General features: G+C 68.4%; 18 protein-coding genes and 1 tRNA gene. 9 read left to right on the top strand and 10 right to left on the bottom strand.

Annotated features, from left to right (window positions below):
• Positions 1–2 precede the first annotated feature (2 nt).
• Positions 3–1340, bottom strand: a complete 1338-nt coding sequence (locus QNO12_RS11630; RefSeq protein WP_257503394.1) for a DUF4032 domain-containing protein — start codon at positions 1338–1340, stop codon at positions 3–5.
• A 74-nt stretch (positions 1341–1414) separates the two neighbouring features.
• A complete protein-coding gene (locus QNO12_RS11625; RefSeq protein ID WP_257503393.1) occupies positions 1415–2521 on the bottom strand; it encodes an ABC transporter ATP-binding protein in 1107 nt (368 codons plus the stop codon).
• Between the two features lie 246 nt (positions 2522–2767).
• Between QNO12_RS11625 and QNO12_RS11620 the strand changes: the two genes are divergently transcribed.
• The 6 genes from QNO12_RS11620 (at position 2768) to QNO12_RS11595 (ending at position 6573) form a co-directional block, all read left to right on the top strand.
• Positions 2768–3751: a DsbA family protein gene (locus QNO12_RS11620; RefSeq protein WP_257503392.1), complete on the top strand. Its 984-nt coding sequence runs from the start codon at positions 2768–2770 to the stop codon at positions 3749–3751.
• A 74-nt stretch (positions 3752–3825) separates the two neighbouring features.
• Positions 3826–3901, top strand: a tRNA-Thr gene (locus QNO12_RS11615).
• Positions 3902–4245: 344 nt separating this feature from the next.
• The gene (locus tag QNO12_RS11610) at positions 4246–4938 is read left to right on the top strand and encodes a hypothetical protein (RefSeq protein WP_257503391.1); all 693 of its coding nucleotides are present in this window, start codon (positions 4246–4248) and stop codon (positions 4936–4938) included.
• A 176-nt stretch (positions 4939–5114) separates the two neighbouring features.
• A complete protein-coding gene (locus QNO12_RS11605) occupies positions 5115–5453 on the top strand; it encodes an ArsR/SmtB family transcription factor (RefSeq protein ID WP_257503390.1) in 339 nt (112 codons plus the stop codon).
• A gap of 1 nt (position 5454) precedes the next feature.
• Positions 5455–6102, top strand: a complete 648-nt coding sequence (locus QNO12_RS11600) for a dihydrofolate reductase family protein (protein ID WP_257503389.1) — start codon at positions 5455–5457, stop codon at positions 6100–6102.
• Positions 6103–6111: 9 nt separating this feature from the next.
• On the top strand, positions 6112–6573 hold the full coding sequence (locus tag QNO12_RS11595; protein ID WP_257503388.1) for an SRPBCC domain-containing protein: 462 nt from the start codon (positions 6112–6114) through the stop codon (positions 6571–6573).
• Positions 6574–6702: 129 nt separating this feature from the next.
• On the opposite strand, the gene QNO12_RS11590 is transcribed toward QNO12_RS11595, so the two are convergent.
• Positions 6703–7155 carry a hypothetical protein gene (locus tag QNO12_RS11590; RefSeq protein WP_257503387.1) on the bottom strand — a complete coding sequence of 151 codons (453 nt, stop codon included), beginning with the start codon at positions 7153–7155 and terminating at the stop codon, positions 6703–6705.
• Positions 7156–7792: 637 nt separating this feature from the next.
• Between QNO12_RS11590 and QNO12_RS11585 the strand changes: the two genes are divergently transcribed.
• Positions 7793–8062, top strand: coding sequence for a hypothetical protein (locus QNO12_RS11585; protein ID WP_257503386.1), 270 nt, complete (start codon positions 7793–7795; stop codon positions 8060–8062).
• Between the two features lie 80 nt (positions 8063–8142).
• The gene (locus QNO12_RS11580; RefSeq protein ID WP_257503385.1) at positions 8143–9384 is read left to right on the top strand and encodes a maltokinase N-terminal cap-like domain-containing protein; all 1242 of its coding nucleotides are present in this window, start codon (positions 8143–8145) and stop codon (positions 9382–9384) included.
• A gap of 30 nt (positions 9385–9414) precedes the next feature.
• Here the strand turns inward: QNO12_RS11580 and treS are convergent, their stop codons facing one another.
• The 3 genes from treS to QNO12_RS11565 form a co-directional block, all read right to left on the bottom strand.
• Positions 9415–11727, bottom strand: a complete 2313-nt coding sequence (treS, locus tag QNO12_RS11575; RefSeq protein WP_257503384.1) for a maltose alpha-D-glucosyltransferase — start codon at positions 11725–11727, stop codon at positions 9415–9417.
• A gap of 112 nt (positions 11728–11839) precedes the next feature.
• Positions 11840–12100, bottom strand: coding sequence for a hypothetical protein (locus QNO12_RS11570; RefSeq protein ID WP_257503383.1), 261 nt, complete (start codon positions 12098–12100; stop codon positions 11840–11842).
• 143 nt (positions 12101–12243) lie between these two features.
• The gene (locus tag QNO12_RS11565; protein WP_257503382.1) at positions 12244–12798 is read right to left on the bottom strand and encodes a carboxymuconolactone decarboxylase family protein; all 555 of its coding nucleotides are present in this window, start codon (positions 12796–12798) and stop codon (positions 12244–12246) included.
• Positions 12799–13036: 238 nt separating this feature from the next.
• Here QNO12_RS11565 and QNO12_RS11560 point away from each other — a divergent pair, with 238 nt between their 5' ends.
• A complete protein-coding gene (locus QNO12_RS11560) occupies positions 13037–13912 on the top strand; it encodes an oxygenase MpaB family protein (protein ID WP_257503381.1) in 876 nt (291 codons plus the stop codon).
• Between the two features lie 7 nt (positions 13913–13919).
• On the opposite strand, the gene QNO12_RS11555 is transcribed toward QNO12_RS11560, so the two are convergent.
• The 4 genes from QNO12_RS11555 to QNO12_RS11540 form a co-directional block, all read right to left on the bottom strand.
• Positions 13920–15128, bottom strand: coding sequence for an NAD(P)/FAD-dependent oxidoreductase (locus tag QNO12_RS11555; RefSeq protein ID WP_257503380.1), 1209 nt, complete (start codon positions 15126–15128; stop codon positions 13920–13922).
• Complete coding sequence (locus tag QNO12_RS11550; RefSeq protein WP_257503379.1) at positions 15125–15481, bottom strand: Rieske 2Fe-2S domain-containing protein; 357 nt, start codon at positions 15479–15481, stop codon at positions 15125–15127. Before QNO12_RS11550 ends, QNO12_RS11555 begins: the two co-directional genes overlap by 4 nt.
• A 129-nt stretch (positions 15482–15610) precedes the next feature.
• On the bottom strand, positions 15611–15904 hold the full coding sequence (locus QNO12_RS11545) for a hypothetical protein (protein WP_257503378.1): 294 nt from the start codon (positions 15902–15904) through the stop codon (positions 15611–15613).
• Between the two features lie 217 nt (positions 15905–16121).
• Positions 16122–16757, bottom strand: a complete 636-nt coding sequence (locus QNO12_RS11540) for a hypothetical protein (protein WP_257503377.1) — start codon at positions 16755–16757, stop codon at positions 16122–16124.
• Positions 16758–16801: the final 44 nt, after the last annotated feature.

The raw sequence follows: 16801 nt of genomic DNA, 5'->3' as shown, positions 1-16801 counted from the left end.
ACTCAGACCAGGTCGCGCCAGTCCAGGCTGTCCGCTTCCTCGTCCGCCTCCAGAGGGGCGTTCTCGTCCGGCCCGAGCGGCCGGCCACTGGAGGTGACCACCGGCAGCGACATCGTCTCGGTGACCGGCCCCATCAGGGTCGCCTCGTCGCGCCGGTGGCGCAGGACGTCGTCGATGTAGCTGGTGAGCACCTCGGCCAGCGGCACCGAACGCCCGCGACGCTGAGACATGTACCAGCGATGCTCGAGCACCTGGTGGAACACCTCGGCCGGTTCGAGCTTGGCGCGGAGGTCGAACGGGATGGCCTTGATCACCGGCTCGAAGACGCGCGTGAGCCACTCGTGCGCCACCATGTCCTCGTCATCGCCCGTGCGCGAGATCCTCGCCCGGAACTCGTCCAGATCGTTCAGCAGTCGCCGTGCCTGGTTCTCTTCGACGTCCAGGCCGGTCAGGCGCAGCAGTCGGCGCTGATGGTGCCCGGCGTCGACGACCTTCGGCTGGATCGAGACACGCGTTCCGTCGGTCCTGGCCTGGATGGACATCTCCCCGATGTCGAACCCGAGATCGTTCAATCGCTGCACCCGCTCGGTGATGCGCCACGACTCGTTCGCGGCGAAGGTCTCCTGATCGGTCAGGGCCGCCCACAGCAGCCGGTACGACGAGAGGATGCCGTCGGCGATGGCCACCGCATCCACGCCGCCTTCGAGGCGGCCGCCCGCTTCCAGGTCCATGATCTCGCCCGCGATGTTGGTGCGGGCGACATCCAGGTCGTGGGCGCGCTGGCCCGGTGTCAGACCGGATTCGTGCAGCTCGCCGGTCTCGGCGTCCACGAGGTAGGCCGCGAAGGCGCCGGCGTCACGGCGGAAGAGGGTGTTCGACAGTGAGACATCGCCCCAGAAGAATCCCACGTTGTGCAGACGCACCAGCAGGACCGCAAGCGCATCCACCAGGCGGTTCGCGGTGTCCGGGCGAAGCACCTGCGTGAACAGTGCACGGTACGGCAGGGAGAATTTCAGATGCGCGGTGACCAGCGCTGCCGGCAGGGCTCTGCCCGCGGCATCCATCCTTCCGGCGATCACCGCGACGCGCTGGACGCAGGGCGCATCGAGGCGATCCAGGTTCCCGAGCATGTCGTACTCGCGACGCGCCATCTGCTCGGTCGTCTCCTTGATCGCCACCACGCGGCCGGAGAGGTTGGCGAAGCGGACGAGGTGACGGGAGAGTCCCTTGGGCAGGAACACGATCGTGCTGCTCGGCCACTCGGCCAGCGGAGTCGACCAGGGCAGTGCCAGCAGGGCGGGGTCCACCGAGCTCGCGGTGATGCTGAGCGCGTCTGACATATCCCTCCAGGGTCTCTGGAAAATGAAACCGCGGCGCGGGGGTCGATGACCCTCCGCGCCGCGGTTGCTGTTCGCTACGTGCCCGAGATGACCGGAGCGTCGTTGAGGCGCTCGCCGGTTTCCACATCGAAGGCGTGGACGTGTCCGGCGGTGGCGGCCAGCGTGACCGTCTCACCCGCGTTCGGGTGGTTGCGGCCGTCGACGCGCGCGACGATGTCGGTGCGCTCGCCGCTGATGTCGGTGTGCCCGTAGAGGTATCCGTCTGCGCCGAGCTCCTCAACGAGATCCACCACGACCGACAGACCACGGCCGTCGGCGGGGCCGACCACGATGTCCTCCGGGCGCACGCCGATGGTGACCTGGCTGCCGTTCGCGCGGCCGACCGTGTCACGATCCAGCGGGACAACCTCGGAGCCGAACCTGACGCCGCCCTCGGCGAGGTCGGACTGGAAGAGGTTCATCGCGGGCGAGCCGATGAATCCGGCGACGAACACGTTGTTGGGGCGCTCATACAGTTCGCGCGGCGTGCCGACCTGCTGCAGGAGGCCGTCCTTGAGCACCGCGATGCGGTCACCCATGGTGAGGGCCTCGGTCTGGTCGTGCGTGACGTAGACCGTGGTGACGCCCAGGCGGCGCTGCAGCGACGCGATCTGGGTGCGCGTCTGTACGCGCAGCTTCGCGTCCAGGTTGGACAGCGGCTCGTCCATCAGGAAGACCTGCGGCTGGCGCACGATCGCGCGACCCATCGCGACGCGCTGACGCTGGCCGCCGGAGAGCGCCTTCGGCTTGCGCGTCAGGTAGTCCTCGAGGTCAAGGAGTTTGGCCGCCTCCAGGACGCGCGCCGCGCGCTCCTCCTTGCCGACGCCGGCGATCTTCAGGGCGAAGCCCATGTTCTCGGCGACGGTCATGTGCGGGTAGAGCGCGTAGTTCTGGAACACCATCGCGATGTCGCGGTCCTTGGGCGGGACGTCGGTGACATCGCGGTCGCCGATGAGGATCCGACCCGAGTTGACCTCTTCGAGGCCGGCCAGCATCCGCAGCGAGGTGGACTTGCCGCAACCGGAGGGTCCGACCAGGACGAGGAACTCGCCGTCGCCGACTTCGAGGTTGAGCTTGTCGACCGCCGGGCGGGTGCCTCCGGGGTACAAGCGGGTTGCGTTGTCGAACGTGACTGACGCCATTGTTTTCTTCTCCTTCACCGGCAGGTACGTGCCGGACGATCCGTAGTGATGGAATTTGCGGGGCGAACCGCACGCCCCTCATCGGGCGCTCCATTAGTATGCCACGGGCTCTCACGCAGACTCCGTCTGGGTATTTCACAGCCTGTCTGGCTAGCATCGTCATCGGCCGCCCTACCCGTGCGGCCGCGCCGCAACTCCGCCGCGAAAGCGACGCCGACCGGCCGTATGTTCGCTCCGAGAGGTCCCATGTCCAGCGACGAATCCCCGAACGTGCCCGCTGGGCGCGACCGCCGACACGCGGTGCGCGAGAAGGCGCAGCAGGTTCAGGCCCAGCAGTCGCGGGCACGCGTCATCCGCACCACATCGATCGTGATGGCGCTGATCGCGGTCATCGCGATCGCTGCGGTCGTGGTGGTCTGGGCTGTGACGTCGGCGGGCTCGAAGCCGTTGCTGAAGCCGGCGAACGTCACCGACGATGGTTTCGTCGTGACCACCGTCTCCGGGGTCGGAGTGCCCACCGAGGCGGGGTCCGTCCGCGACGAGACGCCCGGTGCGCTCGGCGCGCTGCCCACCGAAACGGAGCCTCCCGCCGAGGCCGTCACGCCGGCTCCGGCGGAGACCGCACAACCCGTCGTCGACATCCGCGTCTACGTCGACTATCTCTCGACCGGCTCGCACGACTTCCAGGTCGCGAACGTCCAGCAGCTGTCCAAATGGGTCAGCGAGGACGCGGCGACCCTGACCTACTATCCGGTCGCGATGCTGACGGCGAAATCCAACGGCACCAAGTACTCGCTGCGCGCCGCCAGCGCGGCCGCGTGCGTGGCGACGCACTCGCCGGCCACGTTCTTCGCCTTCAACAACGCACTGCTGGGCCAGCAGCCCGCCGTCGACTCCGACGGATACACCGACGTGGAACTCGCCGACATGGCGATCGCCAGCGGATCGGACTCTGCGAAGGTCGTGCGCTCGTGCATCGAGAACGAGTCCTTCGCGTCGTGGGCCAAGTCTGCGACCGAGCGTGCGCTGCAGGGACTGCCGGACACCAAGGGCGTCGCCCTCACCGGCACTCCGATGGTGCTCGTCAACGGGGTCCCATATGTCGGAGCCCTCGACGACCCGAAGGAGTTCGCGCAGTTCGTGCTGACCAGCGCGAGTGACGCGTACTACAAGACGCCCACCGCGACTCCGACACCGACCGTCACCCCGGCGCCGACCACCACACCGTAGCGGGCGGCTGCGGTTCGATTGCGGGATGCCGTCGGCCGAGGTCGCGCATCCGCGTTCGGTAGACTGTGGCACCTGCCGACTTGGCGCAATTGGTAGCGCACCTAACTTGTAATTAGGGGGTTACGGGTTCAAGTCCCGTAGTCGGCTCCAGAAGGCCCGTGACCACGTCTGCCTGTCCGATGGGGGGATTGCGCCGTCCGTCGTGGTGCGGCATGGATGCTGCCTACTCCGTCGCGTTACGGCAGCGATCCTGTCTCGGGCCCGTGTCGACGAAGGCAGGGCAACGGATGTGGCACGGTCGTTGACCGGGTTCCCGTCGATGCCTTCGAGGCGCGCTATGTCGGGGACGACGCGAAGCTCGCCGAGGGGATCCTGATCGTGCCGGCGACGGGGAAGTGACTCGGGGCGGCACGTCATGGCGCCGTCGCGTGGTCGACCACTGCGAGGTCGCATAGGATGCCACGGGCTGGAAGTCGACGGGCCGGGGGTGACAGGTGGCCGAAGGATTCACGATCATCGTGCGCGTCCAGGTGACAAGTGGCGCGGAGGTCTGGTCGGCGTTGGGCGAGCTCGAACGACTGGTGAGATACGTCACGGCGGGGGAGCTCGCCAAGCCCACCCGCTGGCGGGCCGGTGATGGCAGACGTCAGGTCAACCACGACGACCTCAGTGCCCTGCGAGATTCGCTGCAGCAGCATCCGCTGGACCCGACGTCGATCGAGGTGTCCATCCGACGGCGAGCACCCGCTGCATCTTGGGTGCTCCGGGGCTGGATCTATGAGAAGACGTCCGCCTTCGAAGCGAGCGCCCAGATGACCGGCCTGGATCGGGCAGAGGTCGAGCGACTCTCTCGACGGCTGGCCGTCGAACTCGAGCGCGGCGGGTCGCTGCCGGCCATCGGTCGTCTCCGAGCGTCAGCCATCGCCGACGACCACGATGCGCCGGACGCGGACCACGCGCCGCGCTCCAGTGAGGGTGTTCTCACGACGGATGGCATGCCCGTAGGTGAGGAGCCCGAAGCTGAACCGATGACGACACCAAGCGAAGGCGCGAGCGCGCCGGCTGGGCGTGAGCGCCGGACCTTCGGGCGTTTCATCGCGGACCATTCCACGGCGCTGTCCGTCACCGTCGTAGGCTGCGTCACCGTCATCGCGATAGCTCTCTGGCTGGGGCTCATTCCCTTCTGAGGGAGCTCGTGCCGCTCGACGCTGCCGGGCCGGCGACTGCCATCCACCGTGCAGTCGGCGCGCTCGGGGAACGAGGTCGGCGTGGCGCAGAGCAAGGCCGGGGCACGTGATCCGGGTCGGCAGCGATCGTCTGCGCCGGGTTGACGGCGAGCGACCCAACCGCAATGGTTAGGTGTATGCCTAACTATCGTGACGAGGTCGATGTGGTGCTTCGCGCGCTGGCCGATCCGACCCGTCGGGCGGTGGTGGAGCGTCTGGCGAAGTCACCGGCGGTGGTGTCGGAACTGCTCCCTCTGTTCTCGATGGCGTTGCCGTCGCTGCTCCAGCATCTCCGCGTGCTCGAAGACGCACGAGTGGTCACGTCGACCAAGGCGGGGCGCGTCCGCACCGTTTCCCTGCGGCCCGGCGCTCTCGACGTCCTGCACCTGTGGCTCGGGGAGCAGCGTACGCCGGCCGAACGCTCAGCGGATCGCCTGGGCATCCACTTGTCCCGCACAACCTCGAAGGAGACCTGAGATGACCCGCGTTCGGATCGACCTGTTCTCGTCGCTTGACGGATTCACTGCGGCGCCGACGGCCGCATCCGAAAACCCCATGGGCGAGGATTGGGGTGCGTTGACCGCGGCGTACGCGGCCACCCGCACGTTTCGGGAGAAGGTCTTCGGTGACACCAGTGGAGCGGGGACAACCGGAATCGACGATGCCTACGCGGCAGCGTTCTTCACGGGTGTGGGCGCCGAAATCATGGGCGCCGCCATGTTCGGATTCCACGAGCACCCCGACGACCCGGAGTGGAAGGGATGGTGGGGAGATGAACCGCCGTTCGGCTGCCCGGTCTACGTCCTGACCCACACGGCACCCCGACCGCCCATCCCGATGGCCGGCGGCACCTCGTTCCATTTCCGGACAGGTGCGATCGCGGACGTTCTCGCCGAAGCGACCGCTGCTGCTGAGAACCGTGACGTCCGCGTCGGCGGCGGAATCCGAACGGCGCGGGAGTTCCTGCGCGCGGACCTGGTCGACGACCTTCACATCGGAGTCGCTCCCATCGTGCTCGGCCGAGGCAACCGCGTGTGGGAGGGCCTGCGCGGGCTGGAGTCCACGCACACCGTCACGACGGAGGTCGCAGAAAACGGCACGATCCATGTCACCTTCACCCGATAGGACCTGCCGATGACTGTCGAACGCCGACTGGCCCACTCCGGTTTCACACTGACCCGCGACTACCCCGTTCCCGTGGCGACCATCTGGGGTGCGTTCTCTGAGGAAGAACGAAAGCGGGCGTGGTTCGGCGACGGTGACACGTTCGATCGCCGCGAGTGGCTGTTCGACTTCCGCGTCGGCGGTCGCGACGTCGACGAAGCGAAGTTTCATGGTGGGCCGCTGTCCCGTTACGAAGGCACGTACACGAACATCGTCGAGCACGCCCGAATCGTCACGACCTACGACATGTGGCTCGACGGCGCCCACATGTCCACCTCGCTCGCCTCGTTCGAGTTCGAACCCATTCCGCAAGGAACGCGACTCACGCACGTCGAACACGGAGTCTTCTTCGATCAGTTCTGGGCTGACGGTCCGCAACGCGAAGCAGGCATGCGCGGCATCCTCAGTGCCCTTGCCCACCATCTCGACTGACACGGCTGCCGGCGTATCGAACTCCCGCAGACGTGGCCCGTTCGCGTGCTGGATCGGCGCGCGGGGCGCGCACTCCACCGGACGTTCGTTCATTCCGGCGAGGCGGGGCCTCGCGCCGCGCGTGCTGTGTCAGGGCGAGGGCGTCTGGACCTCCTCGCCAGGGGCGTTCGGCGTCCAGCCATACCAGCCACCCCGGGTGGGAACGATCGTCCATTTGCCGCACGCGTAGACGGTGTCGACGGCGTACACGTCGGGGGCTCCTGCGATCGAGAGGGACGGCGCCGACTGGCGATCGACGGGTGCGCAGACCGCAGGATCGAGATCTGACGCGCTATCGACCAGGACGGTGGCGTCCGTCGCGCCCTCGCGCGTCGATTCGACGAGGCGGATGGATGTCGCGTCCGACGGCATCCATTTCAGCTGGAGGGCTCCGTCTTCGTTCATCTGGGAAACATCTTCGAACGATGTCGAGTGCCGCTGGTAGGCGATCTCATCGACCACGGAACAGGCCGGAACTGCAAGGAGAGCCACGACGGCGGTGGCGAGGGCGAGGAATGACTTTGCGGCACGGTGAGCGGGCATGACACCAGCTTCCGGCGTGACGCCTCGAGGCGCGTCCGCCGGGGGAGGTATCGGGCTCCACCCTGAGATGTAGTTGCTGCGCTCAGGGAATGGGATCCGCGTGAACGTATGTCCGGGCACCTCAACCGGACGGACGCGCACCCATCGCCCTGCGCCTCGAACGCGCTGCGGCCACTGCCGAACGCGCGACGACTCTGGGCTAGTCGCCCACCGACACGCGGCGGTTGTGCAACGGGATGGTGAGAAGGGCAGGCAGTAGCGCCGCCGTCAGGACAGCGACCGACCAATACCCGATCGTCGGGGCGAGAAGGCTCGCAGAGAGGCCCGCGATGAAGACCCCGACGGCTCGCAGTCCAATCGCTGCACCAGGCGTGACCTCCGGATTGCGCCAGTAGGGAAGCCGTCGTCGGGCGTTCGCGCGACGAACGACCCTCATCGACAGGTAGAAAACGACAGCACCAGCGAGGACTCCCACCCAAGCCGCAACAGCCATCATCCGCACATCCGACCATGGTTTGCACGGCCAAAGCAAACCGGTCCTACCGCGGGACAGTCTGCGTCCTCACGTGGATCGTGCCCCTCCTCTCGCCGACTGCGGCATGCCAGCGGTGGACTGCGAACGCGAGATGATAGGCGCATGTCCTCTTCCGTCGAACGCCGCTCCAATCCGACAGCCTGGGCCGCCTTCTGGATCGCGCTGGCCGGTCTCGTGCTCATGCCCATCCCGCTGTTCATCGGTCTGATCCTCGGCGGTGCCCTGTCCATCGTCGCCGCGATCCTGGCCGTGATCGCCCTCCTGAAAGGCCTCGCACGCAGCGGCCAGGGCATCGCGCCCGTGGTGTTCGCAGGCATCTTCATCGCGCTCACCTGGGGCGGCATCTCCGTCGGCGGCGGCGCCGTCTGGTAGGTCGGCCGGAGCGCCCCTACGCTCTTGCGGTTCCGCCGTCCACCCCTTTCTTCCCGAGCCCATCCGGGTCACAGTGGGGTGTGCATTTCACGGACGATCTCGGCGCCTGGGTGGCGCAGCAGCGGTGGTACGCGGGCAAGAGTCACGCTCCTCGATTCCGGATCCTGGACGCCCAAACCGTCCCCGGGGCCATCCGCTACCTGGTCATGGACGACGGCGGCACAGCGCCGGCCCTATACCACGTGCCCCTGGCGCTGTCCGTGGAGCCCGTCGACCCGAGCGCGGTCATCTGCCGGGACGACGCCGGCTATCTGGTCGATGCGACACGGCATCCCGAATTCGCCCTCGGGATGCTGGCACAGATGGGACTGGACATCAGCCGGGTGACGGGCTTCCGCACGCTCACCGGGGAGCAGTCCAACACGTCGATCGTCTTCGATGAGGACGGGGAGCAGACCATCATCCTCAAGCTCTTCCGCGCCCTTCATCACGGGGAGAATCCCGACGTCACGGTGCAGCGGGTGCTGAGCAACGCGGGCTCGCCGTACGTGCCGCGATTCTTCGGCGACCTGGACGCCGAGTGGCCCGATGTCGGCCGCGAATCCGGCGTCGCGTGCGGCACCCTGGCATTCGCGCAGGAGTTCCTCCGGGGCGTGCGGGACGGGTGGGCGGTGGCACTGGAGGCCGCGCGCATCCGGCGGGATTTCACCGAGGAGGCCCGAGAGCTCGGAACCGCCGTGGCCGGAGTGCACGCCGCGCTCGCCGCGTCGCTCGAGACGGCGGTTGCCGGCCCGGACGAGGTGGCCTCGACGGGCGCCTCCTGGCGGCAGCGGCTCGCGATCGCGGCCGCCGAAGTGCCTGCCGTCGCGGAGCGGCTTCCTGCGATCGACGCGGTGTACCGCGCCGCACTGGAGCGCCGGTGGCCGCGCCTGCAGCGCATCCACGGCGACCTGCATCTCGGGCAGGTGCTGTCGGTTCCCGGCGGCGGGTGGCGCATCGTCGATTTCGAAGGCGAGCCGCTTCGCCCCATGGAGGAGCGTGCGATCCCCGACCTGCCTCCTCGAGACGTGGCCGGGATGCTGCGATCCTTCGACTACGCGAGCGCCGTGGGCGGCGGAGCGGATGCGAAGGACTGGGCCGCCGCGTGCCAGGCAGCGTTCGTGGACGCATACGCCGGTGCCGCGGACTCCGTCGAGCTCGATCCGGTGCTCCTGAACGCGCTCGTGCTCGACAAAGCGGTCTACGAATCGATCTACGAGGCCCGCAACCGCCCCGACTGGCTGCCGGTCCCGCTGGCGGGCATCGACGCCACGCTGGCCTGAGGCGGTCGACCGGCGCCCGCCGGGGCGGGCTTACTCGGCGCCGGGGTGATCGGAAACGGGCTCGGCAGGCCGGAGCATGAGGAACATCGCTCCGTAGGCCGGGAGTGAGACCGAGAAGCTGCGCAGGTCATCGACGCTGCCGACCTTGTCTCCGGATGCCGCATCCACGACGTCGCTTCCGGGCACGAGCCGTTCGGAGCGGACTGTGCCTTCGGTCGGAACCTGCGAGAAGTTCAGTACGGTCACCTGGATCGGGGCGTCGATGTGCGGGTCCCCGTCGTCGATGCGGTGGACGAGCACCAGCATGCCGGCGTGCGCCACGTCCGGGATGTCCACCTGCGACGCCGTCGCGATGCCGTACTCCCGCCGCAGGCGCAGGATGCCGGCGAGGCGGGAGGCGAACGAGGCGGGGTCCTCCAGCTGTGCCGGCAGCGGGCCGTACAGCGCGCGTGCGCGCGGCATGCCCTCCGCGGATCGCGTCGCCTCCGGGTCGACGTCGAGCAGGTCGTGAGCTCCCCGCTCGATCCATCGGGTATCGCCGGCCGCGATGAGATCGGCGACCTCGGGGGCCGGGACGGTGAGCATGCCGGTCAGATCCCAGCCCGAGAGCGCGAAGACGCCGGGCTGCCAGGCGTTCGCGGCGCACAGCAGCAGATGCGCGTCGCGGATGGCGGGGATGTCGTCCTCTGAGATGTCGTCCAGGTGACCGAATCCTCGTGTGGCCGCGATCAGCGAGGCCGAGGTGCAGGCGATGCCGTTCTGGGTGAAGACTCGGTTGTAGTCGGCGGTGCCGGTGAGGCTTTCGGTGAGGTCGGCGCGTACCTCCTCGGCGAGCTGACCGCCTGAGATCTCACGCCCGCGGAACTGGAAGGAACTGTCACTGCGGCTGCTCGCCCAGTGCACGAGTTCGTAGGTGAGCTCGTCGTGGTTCTGCAGCCCGTGGACCAGCTGCACGGGCTGCACGCCGAGGCGAAGCGAGGTGGTCAGGGCGAGACGGAGGAATTCGGTCTGCCCGGTCGCGAGGGCGTGATGGTAGCCGGGGCGTCCGATGAAGTCGTAGGAGAGATCTGCTCCGACCGCCCCGGTGTCCCGGATGTCCTCGATCGTGAGGTTGAGCTCCTGGAAGGTGAAGCCGCCCACTTTGCGCACCATTCCGGCGATGATGTGGTTCGCCGCATGAGAGAGCGGGTGTCCCTCCGACCACGCGGGAAGCCCTTCGGCGCTCTTCTCGACGCCGAGGAAGCCGTTCGCGTCCAGGCGCAGCGCAGTGGTGCCGAGCTCGCCGAGCGAGTGCAGGGCGTCGCCGATGACCAGCCGCATTCCCGCGAAGGTCGGATCGAGCCAGTTGATCGACGGCTGCCCCTGCTTGAAGTAGTGGAGGTAGACCCACCGTCGAGTGACGCCGTCGGGACCGGTGACGGCAGCCGTCGCGCTCCAGTTCGTCTCCTTCACGCCGGGCGTGTAGAAGATGACGCGTTGGAGGGCACCGATGATGTAGCCGTGCTCGGCGAGGTCGTGCTCTGTCTCAGGGTCGAGATTCACGCTGTCGGCGCCGGCCGGCACCTCCGGAAGGAGCGACCAGTCCTCCGGCGGGATCTCGATCATGTGATAGATCCCCGGGTAGTCTTTGTACCCCATCTCGGCAAGTCGGAAGTCCGCGCCCTTGCCGGTGTGCCCCGGCACGATGTCGTCGATGATGCTCCCGCCGTGGGCATCGGCGACGTCGCACAACGCGCGGAACTCGTCGTCGGTGCCGAACGCCGGATCGATCTGCGTGCTGATGCGATCGAAATGACCGTCGACGCTCGGGGTCTCCACCCATCCGTCGATGCCCCCGGCGCGTTTCACCGGACCGGTGTGCACCGCCGTGATCCCGATGCGTTCGAAGGTGGTCCACAACTCCTCATCGCCCAGCGCCGCCAGGAACGACTGCCCCGGCCGGGTGATGAGCGAGATCGGGTAGGCCGTGAACCACACATCGGTCGTCGCGATCGCGCGTCGCGCGTCGGGACGAGCGTAGGCGTTGCGCCACATCGTGGGCTGCCCGGACAGCTGACGCGCCAGCACGTCGGCGTCTTTGAGCATCGCCTGGCGCACCAGCCACTCGACGTACGACGGGTTGGTGCCGTTCGCCGTGCGCGGGTCCGTCCTGATCCGGCGCACGCTGCTGCCGCGAAGGTGGTCACGCGGGCGCAGCCGTCGGGGTCTCGCGGGATAGCGCTGCTCGTCGTAGCTGATCTCGGGCGTCTCCGGATCCGGGCCTTCACCGTCTGACGCGTTCACTGCGGCCAGGTCGATGGGGCCGGTGTAGAGGTCATCAAGCTGCTGCTCGTCGGGTGCCATTCTTCAACGCTAGAGGTCCCGCAGCTTCGCCTGGAGGGGCTGGTACAGCTGATCTCGAGGCACTAAGGGGTTTGACGCGTACGATGCCGGGTGGACGGGCGAGGAGCGCTCATCAGCGCGCGGCTGATGAGATGACCGCGCGCTGTGCCACCGTGAGCGTGCCGTACCGCCCGATGCCGTTCGAGTCGCGGTCGACCGCGACGAATGACCCCGTCCCCGTGAGGACCACAGCCCCCAGCAGCGCACCGGATCGGCGGGCGACGTAGGAGCCTGGCTCCACCTCCACCCACGACGTCGAAGCGGGACGGCGAAGCGGCTTCGCCGGAGCCGGCGCCATCGGGTTTTTGCCTGTCAGCACCTCGGACAAGTTCATCGGCTGCTCCCCACTCTGTGTGGAGTCGGCCAGGGTCCGGGGGCGACCTACGCTGATTTTACGCTCGTCCTTTCACCGGGGCAAGGATCTGCGCAGGCGCGCCGCGCGATCTCGGGCACCCGGTGTTGCGCGGCCGCTTCGCCTCATCCCACCCGGAACACCCGCAGCTGCAGTGCAAGTGTGGAGTAGTACCCGACCAGAGCGGTGAGTTCGAAGATGCCGTCCTCGCCGATGACGGCGGACGCCTCATCCCACGCGTCCTGCGGAAGGTCGCCGGCCAGCAGCGCGACGGTCGCGCGGCCGACGACACCCTCGGCGGCGGTGAATCCCGACACGTCCAGCGCACGGATCGCGGCGAGTTCGTCGTCGGTGAAGCCGATCGCGCGCGCAATCGCTTCATGTGACTCCCGCTCGAAGGCGCTGTCCGCGTGGGCTGCGACCAGCAGGATCGCCAGCTCCCGCATCCGGTCGCTGAGTCGGGTGCGATAGCGGATGGCGGCACCGAGCTCCTGCTGGGCGGTGCCGACGGCGGGGGAGCGGAGCATCAGGTCGAACGGGCCGCGCAGCGATCCGTCGGCCGCCGTGAGGGCGAAGTGCTGGGTGCCCGCGGCGCGCGGTCCGCCGGTGATCGTCTCGTAGAGCTCCCGCTGATCGGGGGTCAGCTCGCCAGGGGTGAGTGAACGAACACGAGCTGCCATGCGGGTTCCCCTCCGGATCGTGCGGAATACGGGCGACCGACTATACCTGTCCACCCAATGCCCCTTTCGCCATGTAACAGGATGAATCTCCGGAATGTCGCGGAAGGAGCACGGTCTTTCGGGGTCCTTCCGGACCGATAGGTTCGAAACGACGCACCAGGCCCGATGACGCACCGTGCGAGGTCGAGGTCGAATGGCGCAGGGGCGCCGGGTGGTCGTTCCGAAAGGGGAACATGCAATGACGGACGTCTACCCGAGCCGCTCGCTCGCCGACGCACCACGCGCTGATGACGGCTATTACGGCCCCGACAGTGTCTCGTGGCGGGTCTTCTCGGATCCCGGTTCGGCGCTGGGTGCCAAGAACGCCATATTCCTGCAGATGCTCGAGGCGGGAATGATGACGCACTTCGAGCGCGTCTCGATGACCACCGAAGGCCCGGAGGCGATGGCAGCCCGGTTCGACCGGACGTCGGCTTATCTTCGCGATGCGGTGTTCGCCGACAAGGCGCATTCGGATGCCGCGGCGGCCCACGTCGACATGCTTCACGAGCGCTCCAGCTGGACCAACCCCGAAACCGGGGAGGTCGTGAGTGCGAAGCAGCCGGCGTGGCAGCGCTGGACGTGGTGGACCTACATCTGGTCGGCGGTGCGCGGCTATCAGGAGTTCGGACCGGGCCTTTCTGTCGCGGATGCCGATCGGGTCGTCGTCGAGTCCCGGCTGGGCGCCCAGAAGCTGTTCGTGCCCGGGCCGTATTTCGATACGTTCGCGGAGCTGGACGAGTACATCCGGGCCGACCTGAACAGCAAGTCGCTGACCATCTTCGCCGCGCTCGCCGGCCACTCGCTTCGTCATCCCGACGTGAAGGGCCCCGTGGCGAAGTGGGTGACGCGTCAGGTGCTGAACGGCGTGCTCTCGCTGCTGCCGCCGAACGCGCTGCTCTTCTACGCGCTGGAGGATCGCAGCACGAAGGAGCTGGCGCGAGGTGCCCGGTTCACGAAGTGGATCGCGAAGCTCTCCCGCAAGAATCAGACCGCGGAACAGCTCATCGCGCAGGCCATCGGCGACTCCATCGCCAAGCCCTATCAGAAGGTGCGTGTCAAGAAGGCCGCCTGAACGACGGTCACCCGCGGGGGAGCAGTGAGCGCAACGGCACTCCCGGGTCGGTGAGCTGGTCGACGCTGACGGCGACGGAGCGATCGATCAGCCGCCGTGCCGCGCGCACCGCCATCGGGTCATCGACGCTGGCCGCGCCGAGCAGTCGATCGCCGTCGATCCGGAACGCGGTCGGATGGGGGCCGGGCCGGACGACTTCACGCCCGTCCCCGGCCATGTCGCCGACCACTTCGATGTGGTGTCCGTAGCGGTCCGACCAGAACCAGTCCGCTCCGCGCGGGTCGGGCGCGGTACCCAGGATCGCCGCCGCGACCGCCCGGCCATCCAGCCTCGCCGCTTCCCAATGCCCCCGGGAGGCGGCGAGGCCGCCCGGCAGGCGCCGGCGCGTCGCGTCGCCCACGGCGAAGATCCCCGCCGCGGCGGTGCGCCCCGCGTCGTCGACGACGATGCCCTCGTCGACGTCGAGCCCGGCATGATCGGCGAGTGTGGTGTCGATGACGATCCCGGTTCCGACCAGCACGCCGTCCACGTCGACGCAGCCGCCTCCGGTGAGCTGGACGCGGAGCTCTCCGCCCTCCGCGGCCGTGACAGCGGTGATCCGGTCCGTGCGCGTGTCGACGCCGTGGTCGGCGTGCATGGCGTGCAGGTACCCCGCCATCGTCGGGCCGAAAGCGCGCACGCCCGGCACCTGGTTCGGGTCGATCAGCACGACCGGTGATCCGGCCTGGTGCAGCGCCGCCGCCGCTTCGGCGCCGATGAGTCCGGCGCCGACCACGGCGACTCTGCGACCGAGGAGCCCCTGCAGGGTCACCGCATCGGCGTAGGTCCTCAGCGTGCTCACACCCGGCAGGGCAGCACCTGGAAAGGCGGGCACGCGTGCGAGCGCGCCGGTGGCCAGCACGACGGCGTCGGCCGCCACGGCGGCGCCGTCGTCCAGAGTCACGGACAGGTCTGCGGCATTCAGGGCGGTGGCCGTGCGGCCGACGCGCGTCTCGATGCGCAGTTCGGCGAGCTTGGCGTCATCGGCGAACCGCAGCGCATCCAGGGGCGTGTGGTCGACCAGCGCCGTCTTGGACAGCGGGGGCCGGTCGTAACAGGCGGCCTCGCGTTCGATGATGACGATCGCGTCGTCGTAGCCGCCTTCGCGCAGAGAAGCGGCGACGGTCCAACCAGCGATCCCTCCACCGACGATGACGACTCGTCGGTGTCCGCTCACGCGAGGCGCTCGGGGTTCGGGGTGAGCATCAGATCCTCACCCACGACCTCGATGGTGTGCGCGGCGACGCCGCGCGGTGCCGGCGGGGAGAGCACCGCGCCGTCGGCGAGCCGGAAGGTCGATGAGTGCAGCGGGCACTCCACACAGCCCGCCTCGATCCATCCCTGGGCGAGTGAGGTCTGTTCGTGGGTGCAGGTGTCATCGATCGCGAAGTAGCGTCCGCCGCTGAAGATCACTGCGATGTCATCCCGTGTGCCGGCGGTTGCACGCGGCACCACCAGCGCCTCGTCCTCGCCGATGTCGCCCACGACACCCACCTTGATCGAATTCCCCGTCTGCGTCGGCATGCCCATCCGGTCACCGTATCAGCGCCCGATTGCCGTGTTCGCACACGCCGGTGGATGCCGCGCCGCACAGACCGCGTGCGCTCCACCTGCGTGGGCGCGCGGGTGTGCGCTGCGGGCTTTCGGCGCTCGGCCGGCTCACCCCGCCATCATCGAGCGCGCCGTCACCGGGCGCCGGTGCGGAATCGGCGTGGGTTTCGTGGATGCCGAGACCGTCCGTGCGACATCTTCCAGAACACCCGCGATCGACGGGTACCGGTCCGGTAGCGCCAGCTCTCGCAACCAGATCACCTCGACCTCGAGCTGGCTGATCTCATCGACGCATGCGACCGTGCGGCGCGGATCGTTGAATGCGAACCAGTTGTCGTTGATCACCCATTCCGTCGCTGTCAGCCGCTTCAGTTCGAACCTGGAGTCCACCGCTCTTGCCATGACCACTCCCAAGTCAGGTCCCAGCCCTGACGGGCGACGCGCCACCTGACCACCGGCGGAGGCCCGTTGACGCCCGACGGGTCGCCGACCATGGCCTGCGGAGGCCACCTTGCCTCGCTGCGCGACCTCGACGGCTCAGCCCACTCGTCGGACGTCACCCTGAGGATAACCCCGTCCGCTCGGCGCGGCAATGGATGCGGCGTCCGGTTCGGCTGCCTCAGCGGCCCGGCTCGAAGACCAGCGTCACGAGGGTCGTGCCGCCGTCGCGATGGAACAGAAGCTGCGCGGTGACCTGAGCGCCGCCATCGGAAGGACCGACGGTCGCCGTGAATGCGTCTTCGGTCCCGTCCCGGTTGAAACGGGCGAGCTCCTCATCCAGGGCGGTGATCTGCTCCTCATTCCAGCCGACCGTCGGGGCCAGCGCGCGGACGTGGGCGAGCGCATCGAACCACGTCCCGGGGCTGTCCAGGGTGACCGCCACCGACGCGAGCTCACCGTCCTGGGTCGTCGCGGTCAACGCGGCGGTGTCGTCGATGACGTAGACGTCGTCGCGGCCGGCGATGACCGCCCGCACCGGGCGGCGGAACTGCGCCGACTTCTCCGCGTCGGCGCCCATGCCCAGCTGGTCGGCAGGCAGCGCGCCCTCGCCGATGCGCACCCGGACGATGCCCTCCACATTGGCGTAGTCGAATCCCGCGTCGGTGAGCATGCTGGAACCGTCCGGCGCCTTCTGGTCCGAAGATGCGGCCGGGTTCTCTTCGGCCCACCACGAACCCTGCACCGCGAAGGTCGCGACGACCACCAGCCCGATCACGAGCACGAGAATCGTGGCCGGCAGCCAGGTCAGTGACATGCGCCGGCGCCTGCTGACAGACACACTCCAGGGTAACCGCGGTG

Origin of the sequence: Microbacterium sp. zg-B185, from assembly GCF_030246885.1 — a bacterium.
Classification (GTDB): domain Bacteria; phylum Actinomycetota; class Actinomycetes; order Actinomycetales; family Microbacteriaceae; genus Microbacterium.
This window is presented reverse-complemented; position numbering and strand designations above follow the sequence as displayed.